The organism is Endozoicomonas sp. ONNA1 (assembly GCF_024606325.1).
Lineage (GTDB): Bacteria > Pseudomonadota > Gammaproteobacteria > Pseudomonadales > Endozoicomonadaceae > Endozoicomonas_A.
In genome coordinates this window covers 12599-30924 of record NZ_JAHHPN010000371.1, presented here as the reverse complement: position 1 = coordinate 30924, position 18326 = coordinate 12599, and the positions used below count along the sequence as shown (strand labels likewise).

Annotated in this window: 16 protein-coding genes; 13 read left to right on the top strand and 3 right to left on the bottom strand. The window is 44.6% G+C overall.

Going from position 1 to position 18326, the window contains the following annotated elements:
• The 11 genes from KDK19_RS08645 to KDK19_RS08595 all read left to right on the top strand — a co-directional run.
• Positions 1–356 (top strand): hypothetical protein (locus KDK19_RS08645; protein ID WP_257291742.1); only part of this gene is annotated, 356 nt, incomplete at its 5' end.
• 161 nt (positions 357–517) lie between these two features.
• A complete protein-coding gene (locus KDK19_RS08640; protein WP_257279738.1) occupies positions 518–1642 on the top strand; it encodes a hypothetical protein in 1125 nt (374 codons plus the stop codon).
• Between the two features lie 203 nt (positions 1643–1845).
• Positions 1846–3075 carry a hypothetical protein gene (locus tag KDK19_RS08635; protein ID WP_257279739.1) on the top strand — a complete coding sequence of 410 codons (1230 nt, stop codon included), beginning with the start codon at positions 1846–1848 and terminating at the stop codon, positions 3073–3075.
• 286 nt (positions 3076–3361) lie between these two features.
• Complete coding sequence (locus KDK19_RS08630) at positions 3362–4555, top strand: hypothetical protein (protein WP_257279740.1); 1194 nt, start codon at positions 3362–3364, stop codon at positions 4553–4555.
• 206 nt (positions 4556–4761) lie between these two features.
• Positions 4762–6099, top strand: coding sequence for a hypothetical protein (locus KDK19_RS08625; protein ID WP_257291741.1), 1338 nt, complete (start codon positions 4762–4764; stop codon positions 6097–6099).
• A gap of 371 nt (positions 6100–6470) precedes the next feature.
• Complete coding sequence (locus KDK19_RS08620; RefSeq protein WP_257274689.1) at positions 6471–7589, top strand: hypothetical protein; 1119 nt, start codon at positions 6471–6473, stop codon at positions 7587–7589.
• Positions 7590–7902: 313 nt separating this feature from the next.
• Positions 7903–9024: a hypothetical protein gene (locus KDK19_RS08615; RefSeq protein WP_257279742.1), complete on the top strand. Its 1122-nt coding sequence runs from the start codon at positions 7903–7905 to the stop codon at positions 9022–9024.
• Positions 9025–9381: 357 nt separating this feature from the next.
• Positions 9382–9909, top strand: a complete 528-nt coding sequence (locus KDK19_RS08610) for a GNAT family N-acetyltransferase (RefSeq protein ID WP_257274687.1) — start codon at positions 9382–9384, stop codon at positions 9907–9909.
• A 102-nt stretch (positions 9910–10011) separates the two neighbouring features.
• Entirely contained in the window at positions 10012–10467 is a 456-nt protein-coding gene (locus KDK19_RS08605; protein ID WP_257274686.1) for a GNAT family N-acetyltransferase, read from the top strand.
• Complete coding sequence (locus KDK19_RS08600) at positions 10464–10619, top strand: hypothetical protein (protein WP_257274685.1); 156 nt, start codon at positions 10464–10466, stop codon at positions 10617–10619. The genes KDK19_RS08605 and KDK19_RS08600 overlap by 4 nt, the downstream gene beginning before the upstream one ends.
• Before the next feature lie 80 nt (positions 10620–10699).
• Positions 10700–11599 (top strand): hypothetical protein, encoded by a 900-nt coding sequence (locus KDK19_RS08595; RefSeq protein WP_257291740.1) that lies wholly within the window; start codon positions 10700–10702, stop codon positions 11597–11599.
• Positions 11600–11615: 16 nt separating this feature from the next.
• On the opposite strand, the gene cydC is transcribed toward KDK19_RS08595, so the two are convergent.
• Both cydC and cydD read right to left on the bottom strand, forming a co-directional pair.
• Complete coding sequence (cydC, locus tag KDK19_RS08590; RefSeq protein ID WP_257291739.1) at positions 11616–13304, bottom strand: cysteine/glutathione ABC transporter ATP-binding protein/permease CydC; 1689 nt, start codon at positions 13302–13304, stop codon at positions 11616–11618.
• Positions 13297–15072, bottom strand: coding sequence for a cysteine/glutathione ABC transporter permease/ATP-binding protein CydD (gene cydD, locus KDK19_RS08585; protein WP_257279744.1), 1776 nt, complete (start codon positions 15070–15072; stop codon positions 13297–13299). The genes cydC and cydD overlap by 8 nt, the downstream gene beginning before the upstream one ends.
• Before the next feature lie 236 nt (positions 15073–15308).
• Between cydD and trmJ the strand changes: the two genes are divergently transcribed.
• Positions 15309–16070 carry a tRNA (cytosine(32)/uridine(32)-2'-O)-methyltransferase TrmJ gene (gene trmJ / locus KDK19_RS08580; RefSeq protein ID WP_257274681.1) on the top strand — a complete coding sequence of 254 codons (762 nt, stop codon included), beginning with the start codon at positions 15309–15311 and terminating at the stop codon, positions 16068–16070.
• Between the two features lie 87 nt (positions 16071–16157).
• Here trmJ and KDK19_RS08575 read toward each other — a convergent pair whose 3' ends face one another.
• Positions 16158–17060 carry a hypothetical protein gene (locus tag KDK19_RS08575; protein ID WP_257279745.1) on the bottom strand — a complete coding sequence of 301 codons (903 nt, stop codon included), beginning with the start codon at positions 17058–17060 and terminating at the stop codon, positions 16158–16160.
• Positions 17061–17328: 268 nt separating this feature from the next.
• Between KDK19_RS08575 and rarD the strand changes: the two genes are divergently transcribed.
• Entirely contained in the window at positions 17329–18243 is a 915-nt protein-coding gene (gene rarD / locus KDK19_RS08570) for an EamA family transporter RarD (protein ID WP_257274678.1), read from the top strand.
• The last annotated feature ends 83 nt before the right edge of the window (positions 18244–18326 follow it).

Genomic DNA, 18326 nt, shown 5'->3' with positions numbered 1-18326 from the left:
TTAAACTAGAGCTGATAATACCTGAGTTATTCGATATGGCCTTACCTGCAGAAATTCTTGTACAAGAGCAAAACGACACAAATAATAGAGAAAGCCTTCAACCATCGCATTTTGTATCATTTAATTTAGATAACGGAGTCAGAGTACAATACCACATTTATCAAGTGTCCACCCATAATATTCAGGTATTAGCGATTTTGGTCAGCACTCATGGTTATACCCTGACACTGTCGGTTGATGATTATAATGTCGAAGCTAACCAACCTCCTCCACATTATGCGGAATTACCAGAAAATTATCGTTGTAACGGAGCATGTAATTGTGCTGCCTCAAGAATCATCTCTGATGAGCATTGAGCATTTAATGACAGACATAGTGCCATTTCCAGTTCTACGCACTCCGATGAATCATTCAAATAGTTGTTAGAAACCTCAAAAAATTGTTATATGAACGTTTTTGGCTATTCTTAACCGCCAATATCAAAAAATTAACATTAGCCACGAATAGGTAATTGACAATGAAAATAGACGTCAGATCAATTATTTTACTTTTTCTCTGCCTGCTATCATCTTATTCAAACTCAGAAGACTTACACTTTAACTGGAAGCTGGAGCAGCAGGGTAGTTTATTACTAAGCGGCACAGCCACATCATCCACTCATACCCGTCATAGTAATGCAAGAGGATACACTGAAGATGAACCTTCTCTAACATGTGCTTTATTTTTGGTGGATAATTTTGCTGACTACAAAGTAATTTCATTCACAAATATAGAATTTAATCAGAATAACTTACATAATCTTGTGCCAGATTTTTTTAATGGCTTATTAGGAAGTGGCCGTCATAATCTCAAACATAGTTTCGAGACTCATTACACACTAAGAGGTCAAACGACAACAACAGCATATACTATTGCTGAAGTCTTATATTGCATGTTCTGTCCTATATGCTTTAGAACTAATCCGTTGATTTTTGAAAACACGGCAAATAATGAAGAGAGAGTGAGAGCGCTGGAAACAGCAACACCCAACCAAATGCCAGAATATGTAACGATCGATAACCGCTCTATAACACATACAAGCGTGACAAATGATCGTCAGATGCTTTTATTGTCAAGCACAGAAGCCATAGACGACAACACTCATATATTTGATCTTTTCCTTAATACTCCAGAAGCGCAAAAGTGGATAATCGAGCATCTAAGCCCTACAACCGACATGGTATTGGAACTGTTAATACCTGAGCTGTTCAATACAGCTATACCTGCTACGATTCTTGTGCAAGAACAAAGCGGTGAAAATGATAGTGAAGATGACAGTACATGCTTGCAACCAACACATTTTGTATCATTATATTTACTTAACGGACCTAGCGTTAAATACCACCTCAAGAAACTATCCACCAATAATATTCAGGTATTAGCGATTATGGTTAGCATTCATTATTATACCCTGACACTGACAGTTGATAATTATGATGTTATAGCTAACGAGCCTCCTCCACATTATGCGGAATTATACGAAAGCTGTCATTGTAACGGCGCATGTAATTGTGCCAACTCAAGAAACAATAGAACTGATGGCTCAGATAATCAGGTTGGTACTACTTTCAGTAGCCATATGTTTTTTCCTCGTACCCACTAGATAAAGGATCCGCAAGTATAAGTGATTGATGAATATTGGATGTTTATTTAAATGCATAATTCCATTTCTCAGCACCTTGAGATGCTAAGTTTCTATCTCAGAACCAGTAGGAATCTCAAAAAAATCAGTTTATTGAACTGTGTGTGCTACTCTTAACGGCCAATGTATAAAAATTGATATGAGTAACAAATAGGTAGTTGACAATGGAAACAAACGTCAGATTAATCATTTTATTCTGTCTGTGCTTGCTATCATCTTATTCAAACTCTAATGACTTGTACTTTAAATGGAAGTTGGAGTATTTTGATCAATTAGTACTCAGTGGTACAGCCACATCATCCACTCACTCTAGTCATGGCGATCCCACAAGAGAATGCTATTTCGATGACCCTGCTAAATGTTTTAGTGATAATTCCTGTGATTATCTTGTCAGTTATGACTTGGCTTCTTCCACTAATATAGAATTTGATCAGCATAATTCGGCTCATACTGTGCCAGCATTTTTTCATGGCCTATTAGGAAACAGCCTTCATAACCTTCAACATACCTTCCATACTCGTTACACATTAAGAGGTCAAACTGCAACAAGGGACTCCATTGTTACTCAGTTTTTAGACTGTTTTTGCTGCCTTCTTTGTTATACGGGTTACGAGACCGTTTATCAAAACTTGCTAAACCTGGAAGAAAAAGTAAGAGCACTGTCAGCAGCAACACCAGACAATTTGCCAGAACATGTCACTATTGATAGCCGCTCTATATCTCATACCGCTGTGATCAATAATTATCAAACGCTTTCATCGTCAACCACAGAAGCTATAGACGATAATACCCATATATTTGACCTTTTCCTGAATAATCCAGAAACAAAAAAATGGATAGTAGAGCATCTAAATCCAACGACCAATCATATGTTGGAATTGATAATGCCCGGCTTAATCAATACAGCTATACCAGCTACAGTTCACGTGCAAGAACGAGACAGTGAAGACGATAGTGAAAACTTGCAAGCATCACATTTTGTTTCATTGAATTTTCTGACCGGAACTAAAGTGCAATACCACCTTAAGAAGTTATCCACCAATAATATTCAGGTACTGGCGATTCTGGTTAGCTCTAGTGGCTACACCCTGACACTCATTATTGATAATTATGATGTTATAGCCAACCAGCCTCCGCCACTTTATGCCGAGCTACCATTACAGTTACCATTACAAAAAGCCTGTCATTGTAATGGGGCATGTAATTGCGCTACCTCAAGAAACAATGATACCAGGCCCGATTCTGAAGACATGTTGAATAGGGAGTTGTTCCACGCCCAGAGTAATATGATTACTGAAGATGGTATGCCGGAAGAAGTGAGACAATTGGTGCTAGCAGCGCTGCTCTTACCGAAATGGAAAAACGATCATGAACAGCCCAATACGGAGCGGTAATCAACGTCAGGTTGAAAGTCAAAAAACAAAACACCTGCCTCTGATGACTATTGGGCATTTATTAAAAGACAGAACTCCATTACTCAGTTCAGTGAGCCCCCATGAGTCATTCAGGTTGTAAAGTGAGCTTCCATCTGGGAATTATTAGCAACCTGCCCAAGTTTTATAAGTTGTACAAGGACGTCTAATAGTGTTAAAACCTAAAAAGTTTGTTATATGATCTATTTGAACTATCCTTGATCGCTGATGTCTCAAATCAATATCAACAACAAATGAGTTGTTAACAATGAAAAAAAACGTCAGATTAATCCTTTTACTCTGTCTCTGCTTGCTATCATCTTATTCAAACTCACAAAACTTGCACTTTAAATGGAACTTAAAGTATTTCGATCGTTTAATACTCAGTGGTACAGCCATATCATCCACACACGTCAGTCATAGCGAGATAACAAAAGAGTGCTATTGGCAGCATGTCCTCACTAAATTTTTTAGTGGTATATCTGGGGATCACTTTGTCAATTATGATCTGGTCTCCTCTACTCATATAGCATTTAATCAGTTCGACTCAGCCAGTAATCTGCTGGCTTATTTTCATGAGTCGGCTTATTTTCATGGCTTATTAGGAGATGGCTTTCAAGATCTTCAGCATATCTTTCGTACGCGTTACACACTAAGAGGTCAAACGACAACAATAACACGTAATATTGTTCAATTATTATATTGCATTTTCTGCTTTCCTTTTTTTTTGAGAAGCGAGACGATTAATCAAGACATTCCAGAGCAGGAAGCGAGAATAAAGGCGCTGGAAGCAGCAACGCCAAACCATTTGCCAGAACATGTAAGCATCGATAGCCGCTCTATAACCCATATAGCTTTGACCGATAATATTCGAAGGCTTTTATCGTCAAGCACAGAAGCTGTAGACGATGATATCTATATATTTGACCTGTTCCTGAGCAATCCGGAAACACAAAATTTGATAAAAGCACATCTAAACTCTGAGACCTACAAGACGCATGAATTTATTATAATACCCGGGTTATTCAATACAGCCAGACTTGCTGAGATTGTCGTAAAAGAGCAAAGTAGTGAAAACGACAGTGAAGGTGACGATGACCTGAAACCAACAAATTTTTTAACATTAATCTTTCGTGGCGGACCTGTTGTGCGATACCACCTCAAGAAATTACCCACCAATGACATTCAGGTATTAGCGGTTTCGGTTAGCTCTGATTCTTATATCCTGTCATTTGTTATTGATAATTATGATGCTTTAGCTAACCAACCTATGACAACTTATTATTCATCGGAAGGACCATTATTCTTCGTCGAACCCTGTCATTGTAGAGGAGCATGTAACTGTGCTAACTCAAGAAATAATCATACAGATGAATCAGATTATCAGAATGACAACATGAATGAGAACATGAGTGACAGCATCACTGATAGTGTGTTTTTTACTCTGGAGCAGTCAAAATGAGTACAAGGTTGTAAAAACCTCAAAAAAAATAGTGAGATGAGCTGTACGTGCTATTCTCAGCTGCCAATGTCTGAAGATTGATATTAGTAACAAATAGGTAGTTAACATTGAAAACAAACGTCAGGTTAATCATTTTACTCTTGCTTTGCTTGCTATCATCTTATTCAAACTCAAATGACCTGCACTTTACATGGAAGCTGGAGCATTTGGGGCGATCAGTACTCAGTGGTACAGCCACATCATCCACTCATTCCAGTCACAGTGAGGGTACAAGAAAATGCTATTGGGATGACCCCACCAGATGTTTTAGTTATATTTCCGGGGATCGTTTTGTCACTTACGGACTGACCTCTTCCGCTAATATAGAGTTTAATCAGCATAACACGGCCAATCGTGTGCCAATTTTTTTTCGTGACTTATTAGGAAATGGCCAACATAACTTTCAGCATCGTTTCCATATTCGTTACACATTAAGAGGTAAAACGAAAACAACAGCACGTAATATTATCCAAATGTTAAGCTTTTTTAATACGCCTTTTATTTCGACTAGCAGTATGTTTTTTCAAAACTTACCAAAGAATGAAGAAAGGGTGAAAACGCTGGAAGCAGCAACGCCAGAGAGTTTGCCAGAACATGTAAGTATCGTTGGCCGCTCTGTATCTCGATCTTATATAGCCGTGACCGATAATGATCAAAAGCTGTTATCGTCAAATACAAAAGCAATAGACCATGATACCCATATATTCGACCTTTTCCTGAATACTCCAGAAACACGACAATGGATAATAGATCAGCTACTAAACTCTCTGACCTACAGGACGTTTAAGCTGATAATTCCTGAGTTATTCAATACGGCCAGGCCCGCTAATATTCTTGTGCAACAGCAAAGCATTGAAGATGATAGTGTAAACCTGCAACCGTCTCATTTTTTATCATTATATTTTCAAAAAGGAACTGTCGTACAATATCACCTCAGGAAATCACCCGACAATGACATTCAGGTATTAGCGATTTCGGTTAGCTCTAAATTTTATACCCTGACATTCACCATCGATCATTATGATGCTTCCGCTAAAGCTAACCAACCTCCTCCACATTTTGCACAATTCCCGGGAACAGGAAACTGTTACTGTGGTGGAGCATGTAATTGTGCCACCTTAAGAAATAATAATACCGGAGCCACTCTTGCAGAGCTGGAAGCAGCGTGTCACTGGCCGGAAGTGGAAAACACGCTCACCATGAAGGATGCTCGTGAAATATTACGCTCGATGGTATCACAATACAAGGATGGCGATTTCAATATGGAGTTGCACCGCTCCTCGCGGCTGAAACGCGAAGACAAGCCCACTAAGAAGAAAATTCACGTCTTATTACCAGACTCCCGGGAAACCGAAGACGAGGATGGCAATTTCAATATGGATGCGTTCCGAACCACCTACACCCTGTTTAATGAACAAGAAATGCCCCAAGAGGAAGAAGAGAATGAAATGCATAGATACCCGGAATGTCAAGACGCGGATGACGAGTTTAATGTGAAGCAGTAATGAACATCAGGTTATGCTACGTTCACATTTCTCAGGGAGAATCGTCTTGCCGCTAATCAAGAGAAAACCCTATCCACGGGTTGAGAAGTTTATGAGACATAAATCAACAGCATTGCTAAGAGCTATCATTGTAAGCTGATAGATAACTCCGTCGTTGGGAATAGTGATGGGCTTAGACCGACGACAATTATATAAAGACGGGTAAAAGCAACGATACCTTAACAAAAAAACCAAACACTTCTCTTTTTTTTAAACATTCAGGTACGGTTAGTTATCGTTAGAACTCCAGAAAGTTTTTTCACATAAGTCATTTGAACTATTCTTAACTGCCAATATCTAAAATTTTACTAATGATAAACAGGTAGTTAAAAGTGAAAACAAACGTCAGTTTTATTGTTTTATTCCTGCTTTGCTTACTATCATCTCATTCAAACTCAAAAGAGTTACAGTTTAACTGGAAGCTGGAAAATCATGGCCATTTAACACTCACTGGTACAGCCACATCATCCACTTCCAGCGAGTATAGTGATGGTGTAAGAATGCGTAATTATGATGACTCCGATCAACTGGACTCTGTTGATACCGGGCGTGATTGCGACCATTATGACGTATTTTCTAAAACTCAAATACATTTTAACCAGACTAATACTAGTAATAATGTACCAGATTTCTTTTATAGCTTATTTGGCAACGGCCTTAATGACCTTAAACATACCGTCCGAACTCGTTACACACTAAGAGGTCAAACGACAACAACAACATGCAGTCTTTCAGAATTATTATGTTGCATTTTCTGTAAACCTTGTTCAGTAGCATACGAGCTACATTCACATGACTTGGAAAATCAGCAAGAAAGGGTGAGAGCACTGCAGGCAGCAACACCAAGCAATTTTCCAGAACATCGAACTATCGATAGACGCATTATGACTCATAGAGCTAGAACAAATAATCTTCAAACACTTTTTTTGTTAAGTAGAGAAGCTCTCGATGATGACACCCATATAGTTGAGCTTTTCCTGAATACTTCACAAGCACAAAAATGGATAATAGGTCAGCTAAACCGATCAACCAACCAGAGGTTAAAATTGATAATACCTGAGTTATCCCATGAAGCTTTACCGGCTGTCATTCTTGTGCAAGGTCGAAATGACAGAAGTCATAGTGAAAGCCTGCAACCATCACATTTTGTATCATTCATTTTCACTAATGGGATTAAAGTACAATACCACCTTAATCAAGTATCCGACGAAGATATTCAGGTATTGGCGATTGCGGTTAGCGCTCATGGTTACACACTGACGATGGTGGTTAATAATTACGATGTTATAGCTCACCAACCCCCTCCACATTATTCAGAATTAGTAAAAACCTGTGATTGTGACGGCGCATGTAATTGTGCTAGCTCAAGAGAAAATGAAACCGATGTCTCAGGTTATCAGAGTGATACCCCTAGTAATTATGTGCTCTTTGGACTGGAGCACTCAAACTGAACATCAGGTTAAGCTAATTCCTCTCATTCATATTTCTCAGACTTGGTAGTCATTAAGCTTATCAAGATGAAATCTGATTCTCAGGAGAAGAAAATCTTGAGACTTCAGTCAAGGATCATTTGTAAGAACCGGTATGGTCAACGGTTAATAAGCTCCGTTGTCTTGAATAGTGACAGTCAAAGACCGATGACCAAAATAAAGACTGGTAACTATACCTTAACAAAAAAAATCCATACACCTCTCTGTTTTTAAACTACTTTGATTAGTTCACAACTAATGACAAAACTGTAATATAAAAACTGTGAGGTTTTCGTTGAATAAACCATTTCCTTCTTTCTCAAACGCATTAACCCCTTCTTTGTTTCTGGCTGTTTCGTTTTCCATGTCGATGAGCTCCTATGGGTTACCAGTGGACACCTTGTGTGAAGAGTATGGAGAGCGTTTCAATCAGGCTAACTCACCCTCCAGTCTTGGCGGTGCCTATGGCGAATGGATTGATAATAAATGCAATATTACTGTTCTTCCCTTAAGTGAACATAACAAAAAAGTTTCTCTTGTCGATGTCAGACTCCCCATTGTTTTGAAACCCTCTCCGGTGTCAGACTCAGGCGTTTCCATAACGCAGGAACATCAAAAACAAAAGGAGATAGATGTCTCATTTATTTCACCATCAAACATTGAACCCACCTCCCACAAAGGCAAGTATTATCCGATCTATTCTCCCCGTGCCGGCGATGATGATTATTCTGATGGCTTAACATCGAAGAATCCTACCTTAATGGCATCTCCGGGGTATGAAGAAGAGGTTCTATTGGAACTGCCGGGCGATGTCATTATCGAAGAGGGTTTCATTATTGACCGCTCTCAACTCAAACCCACCATCAGTGGCTGCTTCCATTCGGGTCTTGCACTGTTTGGCAAAATGATTTCTGGCGACGTCTCAGGTGTTGGCTTTTCAGATATGGGTCTTCCAGCTTGTACCGGATTGTATTTGGGTGCAGCTGACTTCACAGTCCCTGACAACAAGATCCGACAAGCGCATAAAAATAAAGCCAGCTCAGGAGGAAGCAATGGAAGCGCTGGCGCCAAAAGTAAGAATAATGGCAATGGCCATAGAGGTGGTAGTCATGGACGCGGTGGAAAAAGCAGCAAAAATGGCAAAGGCGCTGGTGCCAGTGGTGGAGCCGGTGGCGGACAGGACCCCTTTCAAGGAGGTAAAGGCCCTAAGTTTATGATGGAACCGGATTTTAAGGCGTTAGTTGATGCCATAAGAAAACTTGCCAGCCTGAAAACAGAGAAGGGATTTGATCGATCATCAAGCTCGGTTAAATCACTCGCTGGACAAATCAGAAACGGTATCAAAAATTTGTCAGATGATCAGAGAGAATACATTTATACAAATTCCATCTATCAATCCATCACCCACCTGTTATGAGCAGCTAACCAGTTGGTTTCACAAATCTGGACGGTGGTTTTTTTCCATCCTGCTGCGCTCCAGTTCTGGCTACGTAAATAAGGCCAGGCTCAGTCATTGTAACTGGGATGAGTGCCTTGGTGGATGACAAAACCCACTCACCAGAATGTGCGTACCCAACTGGCCAGATACTCAAGATTTGTGTTTTTCTGAGGCACTCTTCAATGGACGATATTGTTGAGTGCTTTTGATGAAAGAACCAACGCTCAGTCATGTCAGTGACTTGAACATCACCTCAAAAAAGCTTTAAAACAAAGGATTTATGTTTAAATTCATGGCAGGATATCAGACAAGAAGCAACAACAAGAGTCTGACATTATGGAAAAGATAATTACCACAGACCGATTAATCCTCAGGGCTTTCACTCCGCAAGACGCTGGCCAGGTAGAAATACTCGCTGGAGAAGAGCAGGTAGCCAGACTGACCGAAAACATACCCCACCCCTACCCTGATGGCCTGGCAGAAGAATGGATTAAGGATAATGAAAGCCTGAGAGAAAAAAACAGTGCTTTCGTCTATGCCATCACACTGAAATCATCAGACACACTACTGGGAGCCATTGGGTTGACTAACACCACCCACACACAAGCTGAATTGGGCTATTGGCTGGGACTGCCCTACTGGGGGCAGGGGTATTGCTCTGAAGCCGGACAATCACTCATCAGCCATGCCTTTGAGCAGTTGCCATTCAACCAGATCCGCGCCAGAGCACTCACTAAGAACGTAAAGTCCGAGCGGGTACTCTTGAGACTCGGTTTTCGATCCACCTCGGAAATTCTTGAAAAAGTAAAAGAAGATATGGATACCGTAAAATATTATGTTCTGGATCGAAATCATTCAGGTTAAGTCGCCGGAAGTGGTCAGGATCAAGATTGTCACTCCGCAAGCGACGGATCACCGCATCCACTTTCCAGTTTCAACAACCATTCGGCAGTAAAAGAATTATTTATGGAAATAAAACTAGACGACCTGCAGGGCCAGGAAATTGCTTATCTTCTCCAGGAGCATCTGGATGATATGCACACTCAGTCACCGGCAGAAAGCGTTCATGCTCTGGGTATTGAGGCGTTGCGCTCGCCAGATATTACCTTCTGGTCCGTCTGGATAAACCGCAGTCTGGCCGGTTGTGGCGCCTTGAAAGCCCTCTCGCCCCATGAAGGTGAAATCAAGTCCATGAAGACCTCATCCGGCTTTCTCAGAAGGGGTGTGGCTTCGGCTCTCTTGAAAAATATTCTCAGTGAAGCGGAACGAAGACAGTATAAAACCGTGTACCTGGAGACAGGCTCCATGGACCACTTCAAACCAGCCTGTGAGCTTTATGAGCGCTTTGGTTTTGAGCCCTGTTCACCTTTTGGAGATTATCAGGAAGACCCCAACAGCCTTTTCTTTTCAAAAAAACTGTGACCCCATATCGCCGGGTATTGCCTGACGCTATCGCCCATGAGTATGAAGATGAAGCTTTGCCTAAAGTTCACACCGAAGTGCTACGACTCAACCCTCTTTTATTGACAGTGCCTGATAAAATCGATCGCTATCTGCATGATAAGCTGCCATAAAAGGCGGGCATAATCAGCCTTCTATACTGAAAATGTTTGTTTCTAAAACATAATAAGGACGGCTCTACAGGGACTGAACCATGGCCACCAGCGTTGAAAACTGCCTGAACACACTCCGACAGGACCTCCTCCGGGAAACGATTCCGACAAGCCGACAGCCGCCCGAACCTGAAGACAAGCCTCGCTGGCTCGGGAGGCGCATGGTCAGAAAGGTAAAGGACTTCGGTCTTAAACTGGCTGACATGCTCAGGGGCCGTGGCTGGCTCAGCGATAAAAAGATCAATGAGCGGGAAATTCACGAATGCCGCTGGGCCCGGAGCGTTGCCGGGGCAGGACTGGTTGACCAGCGTTTGATTCCTGTTAAAGTCCCGGAACAGGAGCTTGTCGAGCGCACTCAACTAGCCCGGGAACTCTGGCAAAAAGACCCGTACAGTTTTGCCCTCTGGTGCATTGAAAACGATCAACCTTTCCCTGAACACTTTCTGGTGGCAGAACTCATCCCCTGGCAGATGGAACAATTTGCCAGCCTGGGCCTTAATCGCAATGATGCGGCTCGCATGTCCCTGCGCCTGAGTGTTGCAGTGAAGCTAATGAATCCCCCTGAAGCCAATGATCAAGGGGAAAGCCTGACGGTATTGCCGACAGATAGCCCGGATGAGATTGAAAGAAAGGGGCGTTATCACGAAATTCTTCCCAATCAGAATCATGACCGGGAATCGGCCGATCGGTATATGGACAGTTTTATAGGCCACTATTCCCCCCGCGAGCAAATCGAACTCTTGAAAGCCTGCCGGGATGAACTGGCGACCAACCCTGACAGTCATCGACTGTCCGAGCTCAGCTTACTCAGAAAAGTGATCAGTGATCGTCAAAAACAAGAGACCGCGCAATTTCTCAGCCAGCGACAAGGCAACGATGACAACCTGATCGACTTCGATACAGAACTGGACGAGAGAGGGCGTCCAAAAAAACCGTCATGACCATAGAATTTCCCGGCTAAACAACGCGCCCGCCATCCATTTGAATCACGCGGTCCATGCGCTCCAGCATGGCCTTTTTATGGGTAATCATAATGACGGTTTTATCCCGGTATGCGTCCAGAATCTGATTCATCAAATGATCCTCACTGATCGGGTCAAGCCCCTCACTGGCTTCATCCATAATCAACACTTCACCCTTTTTCAAAAGTGCCCGGGCTATCGCGAGCCTGCGCTGCTCTCCTCCGGAAAGAGCAACCCCACCCTGCCCCAGCCATAGATCGAGCAAGTTATGGTCACCTTCAGCCGCTGCCAGACGATCCAGACCTACCGCCTTGACCGTTTCCAAAAGTTCACTGTCCTGCGCTTCGGGTCGGGCCATTTTCAGATTTTGCCTGAGCGTCGAACTGAACACGTGGGTTTGCTGGGGAATCACCGTTAACAACTGATAGAGTGAAGCCTCGGAATAGTCATTAATGGCAATGCCACCCACCTCGATTCTGCCTTCAAACCCCGTGAGCTGTCGGGTGAGGATTCGGATCAGTGTTGACTTGCCACAACCCGTTTTACCCAGTAATGCCAGATGCTGACCTGCTGGAATATCAAGACTGATGCCATCCAGAATCATCGGACCCTCTGTCTTACTGACCGCTGCGGCTGGATATTGGAAATAGACATCCAGAAAAGCAATCTGGCCTTTGAAGGCATCCGGTAGGGTTTTATCTCCAAATTCAATGGCTTCTTCTTCAAGGATTTCGGTCAGCCTCGAAGCGGCCAGTTGGGTGTTGCCAAGAAACTGGAAAGCACCCGGCAAAGGCATCAATGCTTCAAAAGCTGCCAACACCGCAAAAACCGACATAACCATAACGGGCCCGGAAATAACACCCTGCTGATATTCTCCTGCGGCAAGATACAGCATGATGACCGCTGAAATGCCAGCCCCGGCCAACATCAACGCACCACCCAGCCCTTCCAGTCTCGACATTTTTTTTTGGGTATGGTGCAGATGTTGCTCAGTAGCGTCGGTACGTTCTCTCATCCTGACTTCTGAACCATAAATTCTGGATTCAGCCATGCCCTGTAGATAGTCCAGGACTTTTTGTCTCAGCTCCCCCATCAGCTTGCCCTGTTGCCGACCACTCTTGTAACCGAGGCGGTAGAACATCAGGGGTAGCACGATCAGCCAGACGCCCATCAGCAGTATCGCCCCCCGGCCCAGTAAAGGACTGAAGAAACTCAGTCCAAGGGAAAGCAGAATAACAACCAGCACCGCAGCAGTGACCGGACTGAACAGTCTCAGATAAAGCTGATCCAGAGCATCAACGTCCGCCACAAGACGGTTCAGCAACTCAGCTTTTCGATAGCGCTTCAACTGAGTCATAGAAAGTGGAAGCAGTTTCTCGAAGAACCAGCTTCTCAGCCAGGCCAACAGCTTGAAGGTAGCATCGTGACTCACCAATCGTTCAAAGTATCGGGCAGCAGTACGACCGATCGAAAAACCTCGAACCCCCGCACCGGGAGAGAAGAAGTCAAACGTCTGAGCGGTCACAACCGTCAGACCCGCCAGAGCCGTTGCCGTGATAAACCAGCCAGACAAAGCCAACAGCCCAAGACTGAACAGCAAGGTCGCCAGAGCCAGTAACATACCCACAGACAGAGCACCCCAGTGCCTGCGATAAAGCTTTAAATAAGGCAGCAAATCACTCATTATCAAGACTCCCTGCTAAACCAGCCACAAAGGCTTGCACCACCGCAGACTCCCGTTTGAGAACACCTGGTTCACCATCGGCGACCAACTGCCCGTTTTCAAGCATCAACACTCTGTCCATCGAATCAATTTGCTTGAGCCGATGAGTGACAGTGATCACCGTACATTCCGGATCAATGGCTTCCAGAGCATCCAGAACGAGGCGCTCATTGTAGGCGTCCAGACTGGCTGTTGGCTCATCCAGAATTAACAATTTCACCGGCTCAGCGATGGCTCTTGCCAACGCTATTCGCTGTGCCTGCCCTACAGAAAGGTTACCCCCCTGTTCTTGCAGCAGAGCGTTCAGCCCCTCTGGTAACTGTTCGACAATCTCCATAGCCTGAGCCTTTGCCAGAGCCCGATTGACCTGAGACTCATCCAGATCACGACCTAATGAAACATTTTCATAGACCGTGCCATGGATAATCATGGGTTGTTGCCCCAACCAGGCGATTCTTTTACGCCAGTTATCCATTGAAAAGCTGGAGAGGTCTTCTCCGGCGACCCTGATTTTGCCCTGATAGTTCCAGAATCCCATCAGGGTATTAACCAGCGTCGACTTACCTGCCCCGCTGGGACCAATGATGGCCACCCGTTCGCCGGTCGCAATGTCAAAAGAGACTTCCTTGAGTAATGCTCTGCCTTCGACACTACCCTGAACCGTCAGACGCTCTGCATTGAGTGAAACCGGCGTCTCCATGGCCAACGAACCCTTGCCCTGATGCACCCTGGACTCTTCGCGTTCAAGCGTCTCAAGGATAAGTTCTGCTGCACCTACTGCTTTTGATTTAGCGTGATAATGCGTTCCCAGATCACGCAGAGGTTGATAAAACTCAGGTGCCAACAACAGCAGGAATAAACCGGAATAGAGGCTAACCCCGGCACCATAACTGCCAAAATTGAGATAGCCCAGAAAACTCATTCCCAGGTAAACGGCGAGAATGGCAATGGAAACAGACGCAAAAAACTCCAGCACCGTGGAAGATAAAAAGGCCAGTCGCAGAACCTGCATGGTTTTATGTCGAAAATCTTCACTGGCCGTTTTCAGAGACTCGTGCTCATGGCGGGTGCGCTGGAACAGCCTTAACGTTTCCATCCCCTGCAAACGATCCAGAAAGAAGCCTCCCAGTCGGTTCAAGGCCCGAAAATTCCGTCGATTCGCCTCAGCGGCCTTGATTCCTACCAATGCCATAAACACTGGAATCAAAGGGGCTGTCCCCAAGAAAATCAGACCGGCAGTCCAGTTCATTGGAAAGGCCACGATCAAAATGACCAAAGGAATTAATACCGCCAGAGCCATCTGTGGAATGTAGCGAGCAACAAACTCCTGTAGCTCTTCCACCTGCTCTACCACCATAGTCGACCAGCTGCCTGCAGGCTGCTCAGCAATCACCAGAGGGCCCAGAGCTTTTAGCTTGTTGAGAATGGCTCCACGAATGACTTCCCTGACAACCAACCCGGCTCTGAAACCAGTGATCTCCCTGCCCCAATGGCAAAGTGCTCGCAGCACTATGATCATGACAGTCAGCATCAGGTCATGGATCAAAGACGCCCTGACTGCGTCTTCCATCACGATCTGATGAATAATTTTCGCCAGCAACGAAGCCTGCGCCAGGAACAGAAGACCATTGATCAAGCCCAGTATGATGGATGCCAGCAACCAGTTCTGTGTAGGACTGAGCTGGCCGATCAACCATTTATAAGCCCGCTTCTCCGTGATACGTCTCATAGCAGAGGAAACAACCTGAGGGGAAAAGAAAGCTATTCTATCTGAACCAGGGTGGTTATACAGTCAGGCATCCGTAAATTACCGTACCCTTTCAGAAAGAATGGCGATAATTCACACCGGTTTCATCCAATAAGTATCCGACCAGTGGGTCATTGCAATAACAGTCGTAAGTCAAAACAACTCAACGTATAATGCCCGGCTTTAGATTCCTCTTCTCAGTGCTAATTCGGGTCACGATGCTGTCTAACATTCGCATTATTCTGATCAATACCTTTCATCCGGGAAACATTGGCTCCGCAGCCAGAGCCATGAAAACCATGGGACTCTCAGACCTTTGTCTAGTCTCTCCCCGGCGATTCCCTGACCCGGGTGCTGAGGCTATGGCAGCAGGGGCCCGGGATGTGTTGTCGGCTGCCAGGGTGTTTCAGACCCTGGATGAAGCAATTGCTGATTGCTCCGCGGTGATAGGAACCAGCGCCCGCAGTCGCAACCATACCTTTACCCGTCCCATGCTGACGGCTGAAGATTGTGCAGACAAACTGGTGACTGAAGCGGTCCGGAATCCAGTGGCACTGGTTTTTGGTCAGGAGACCATGGGACTCACTAATCAGGAGCTTGAGAAATGTCATTATCATGTCTCCATTGATGCCAACCCTGAATACCCGGTACTGAACGTGGCTTCTGCCATTCAGATTCTCTGCTACGACATTCGCAAGGCAGAATTACGCCAGAGCCAGTCGGATTTTTCCGGCAACGAAACCGAAGAGTACCCTCTGGCCCGCGAGCTCGAATATTTCTACGAACACCTGGAAGAGACGCTGAACAAGATTAACTTTATCATCAAACAGCACCCGGGCCTGGTAATGACCCGTCTTCGTCGCCTGTTCAACCGAGCCAGACCTGAAGCCAAGGAGCTGAATATGCTCAGAGGCATCCTCGCCGCTGTCCAAAAGTCAGCCGGCAGTGAAAATACTCCAGCAAAAAAAGCTAAAGAATGACCACCAAATAATTGACATATGTCGTTTTATTACTGATTCCTGACACGTATTCAATTGGGCTGCGTGGTTTGTTGTACGGTTCAGGGACTAGTAGTGACAAGCTCTCAATGGCAGATTCGCAAACAGTGCTGCCTTGAGAGCAGCAGGAGCAGCAAATGAAGACCCCGTAAGCAATCGCCAGAATTTTTTAGGGTATTCTGTTACTTTCCGGGTGTAACCGGTCAGGCGATCCAGTGGAATATCAACACACTGGTCGCCATTCAGGTCATAGCCAATGGGCTCACCTTCAGAATTATCAACCCGGATGACTTCGTAGGCAGCCTGGGCGTGGGTATCAACAAAGGGATTGTTAGCAACGAAATGTTTCAATTCCGGTTCGACGGAGCCCACCGTGACCACATCATCCGCCAGAGAAAATGTATTGATCATTCCTGTCCCGCCGTTACCGGCAATGGTATAGACCTGTATACCCTTGGCGGTAAGAGCCTCCAGAGCCATGATAATCTGGTGTGTGGTTTTCCAGACTTCATCAGTCTGTCCCATTTCCCTGACTTTATCCTTGTACTCACCCGCCCGCTCCAGCTCGAGCGGTGCCTTAAATGTGCTAATCAGCGTGGAAGACTCCCAGGAAAGAAGAACTGCATCAACGGGCTGTTTTGCGTAACGGGCAAATATATTTTTAAGGTTGACCAAAATCTCTGACATGGGTTTCTTCCCATCCAGAATCGGGTACTGAATAAACGTAATCTGGGGATGGGAGGCAATCAGCCGAACAACATCACCATGATAAAAAGGTTCCTGACGTTCATCGTCGTCTAAATCCATCATGCCATAAAGCCAGCCGTGAAGAACCCGCTCCTCATCATTTTCAAAGCCTTCGGCCGGAGGGAAAAAGCGATCAACAATCGCTACACGATAAACAGGTAACTGCAATTCGGCCTGAGTGGACAGACTCAACATAAGCATCATAAACCCGACAATCCATTGCATCGCAGCCTTTGCATCCTTTACTCATTCTTAAGTAAAGTCATCGGCTCAGGCACTGTTTTCTCAATGCGTACTTCTTAATTCGGCAGTGGGTTAACTAGCAACGAATGTTCAGGCACAATGCCTCATTATGAAAAACAGAACAACCCGCTCAATGCTTCTTAAAATTTATCGGGCTCACCGTTAAAAACGGTAAGAATTGCATGCTCACCATAACTGCGTAATAGGTACCTGAAGAGGTACTTGAGAAGTAACCAATTAGGAAAAAAGAGTGTCCGAACAACGAGATTTTTCCGGCTTTGCACTGGGTGTTATGGCCTTTACCATCTGGGGACTGGTACCCATCTATTTTAAAGCGCTGGAAAATGTGCCCCCACTTGAAGTGTTGGGACACCGTGTGTTCTGGTCAGCGATTTTGTTGCTGGCCTTACTGAAAATAATGGGTACAACTTCAGAGCTAAAGAAGATTTTCTCGAGTATCAAATTGTCGGGAACACTGGCGCTGTCTGCTATTCTGGTCGGTGCAAACTGGTTGATCTTTATCTGGGGTGTGACCAATGACAGGATTCTTGAAACCAGCCTGGGTTATTATATCAACCCACTGTTTAATGTTCTTCTGGGCTACCTGTTCCTGAATGAGAAACTGTCACCGCTCAAGCAAGTTGCTATTCTGCTGGCAACGGTCGCCGTCATCTATCAAATACTGATGTTGGGTATCGTGCCCTGGGTGGCCTTTGCTCTGGCCATGAGCTTTGGCATGTACGGACTGGTCAGGAAAACGACTCAGGTAGACGCTGTCCCCGGTCTGGCTTTTGAAACCCTGATTCTGCTGCCAGCCACGCTGGGATACTTTTTCTGGATCTACAAAAGTGGTGACCACAGTTTCCGGTTTTCGGACACTCACACCAGCCTCCTGCTGTCTCTCGCCGGACTGGTCACGACCATCCCTCTGGTTCTGTTTATTATGGCGGCCAAAAAGCTGGCATTAACTACTATAGGCATCCTGCAGTATCTTGGCCCATCCATTTCCTTTTTGGTTGGACTGTTCGTCTATAAAGAAGAAGTGACCCAGGCTCAACTCATCACTTTTGGCCTGATCTGGTTTGCCCTGATCATTTTCACCTTTGATGGCCTGCGTAAAAAGTCATCTCCAATGAACCAGAAACCCGGGTCAGCCAGAACTTAGGGCGCTGAAAAATATATTTATTCTCATTGCATTCGTGAGCCTGCCAGAGCAGGCTCACTTGCGTGAGAATCAGGAAATTGACA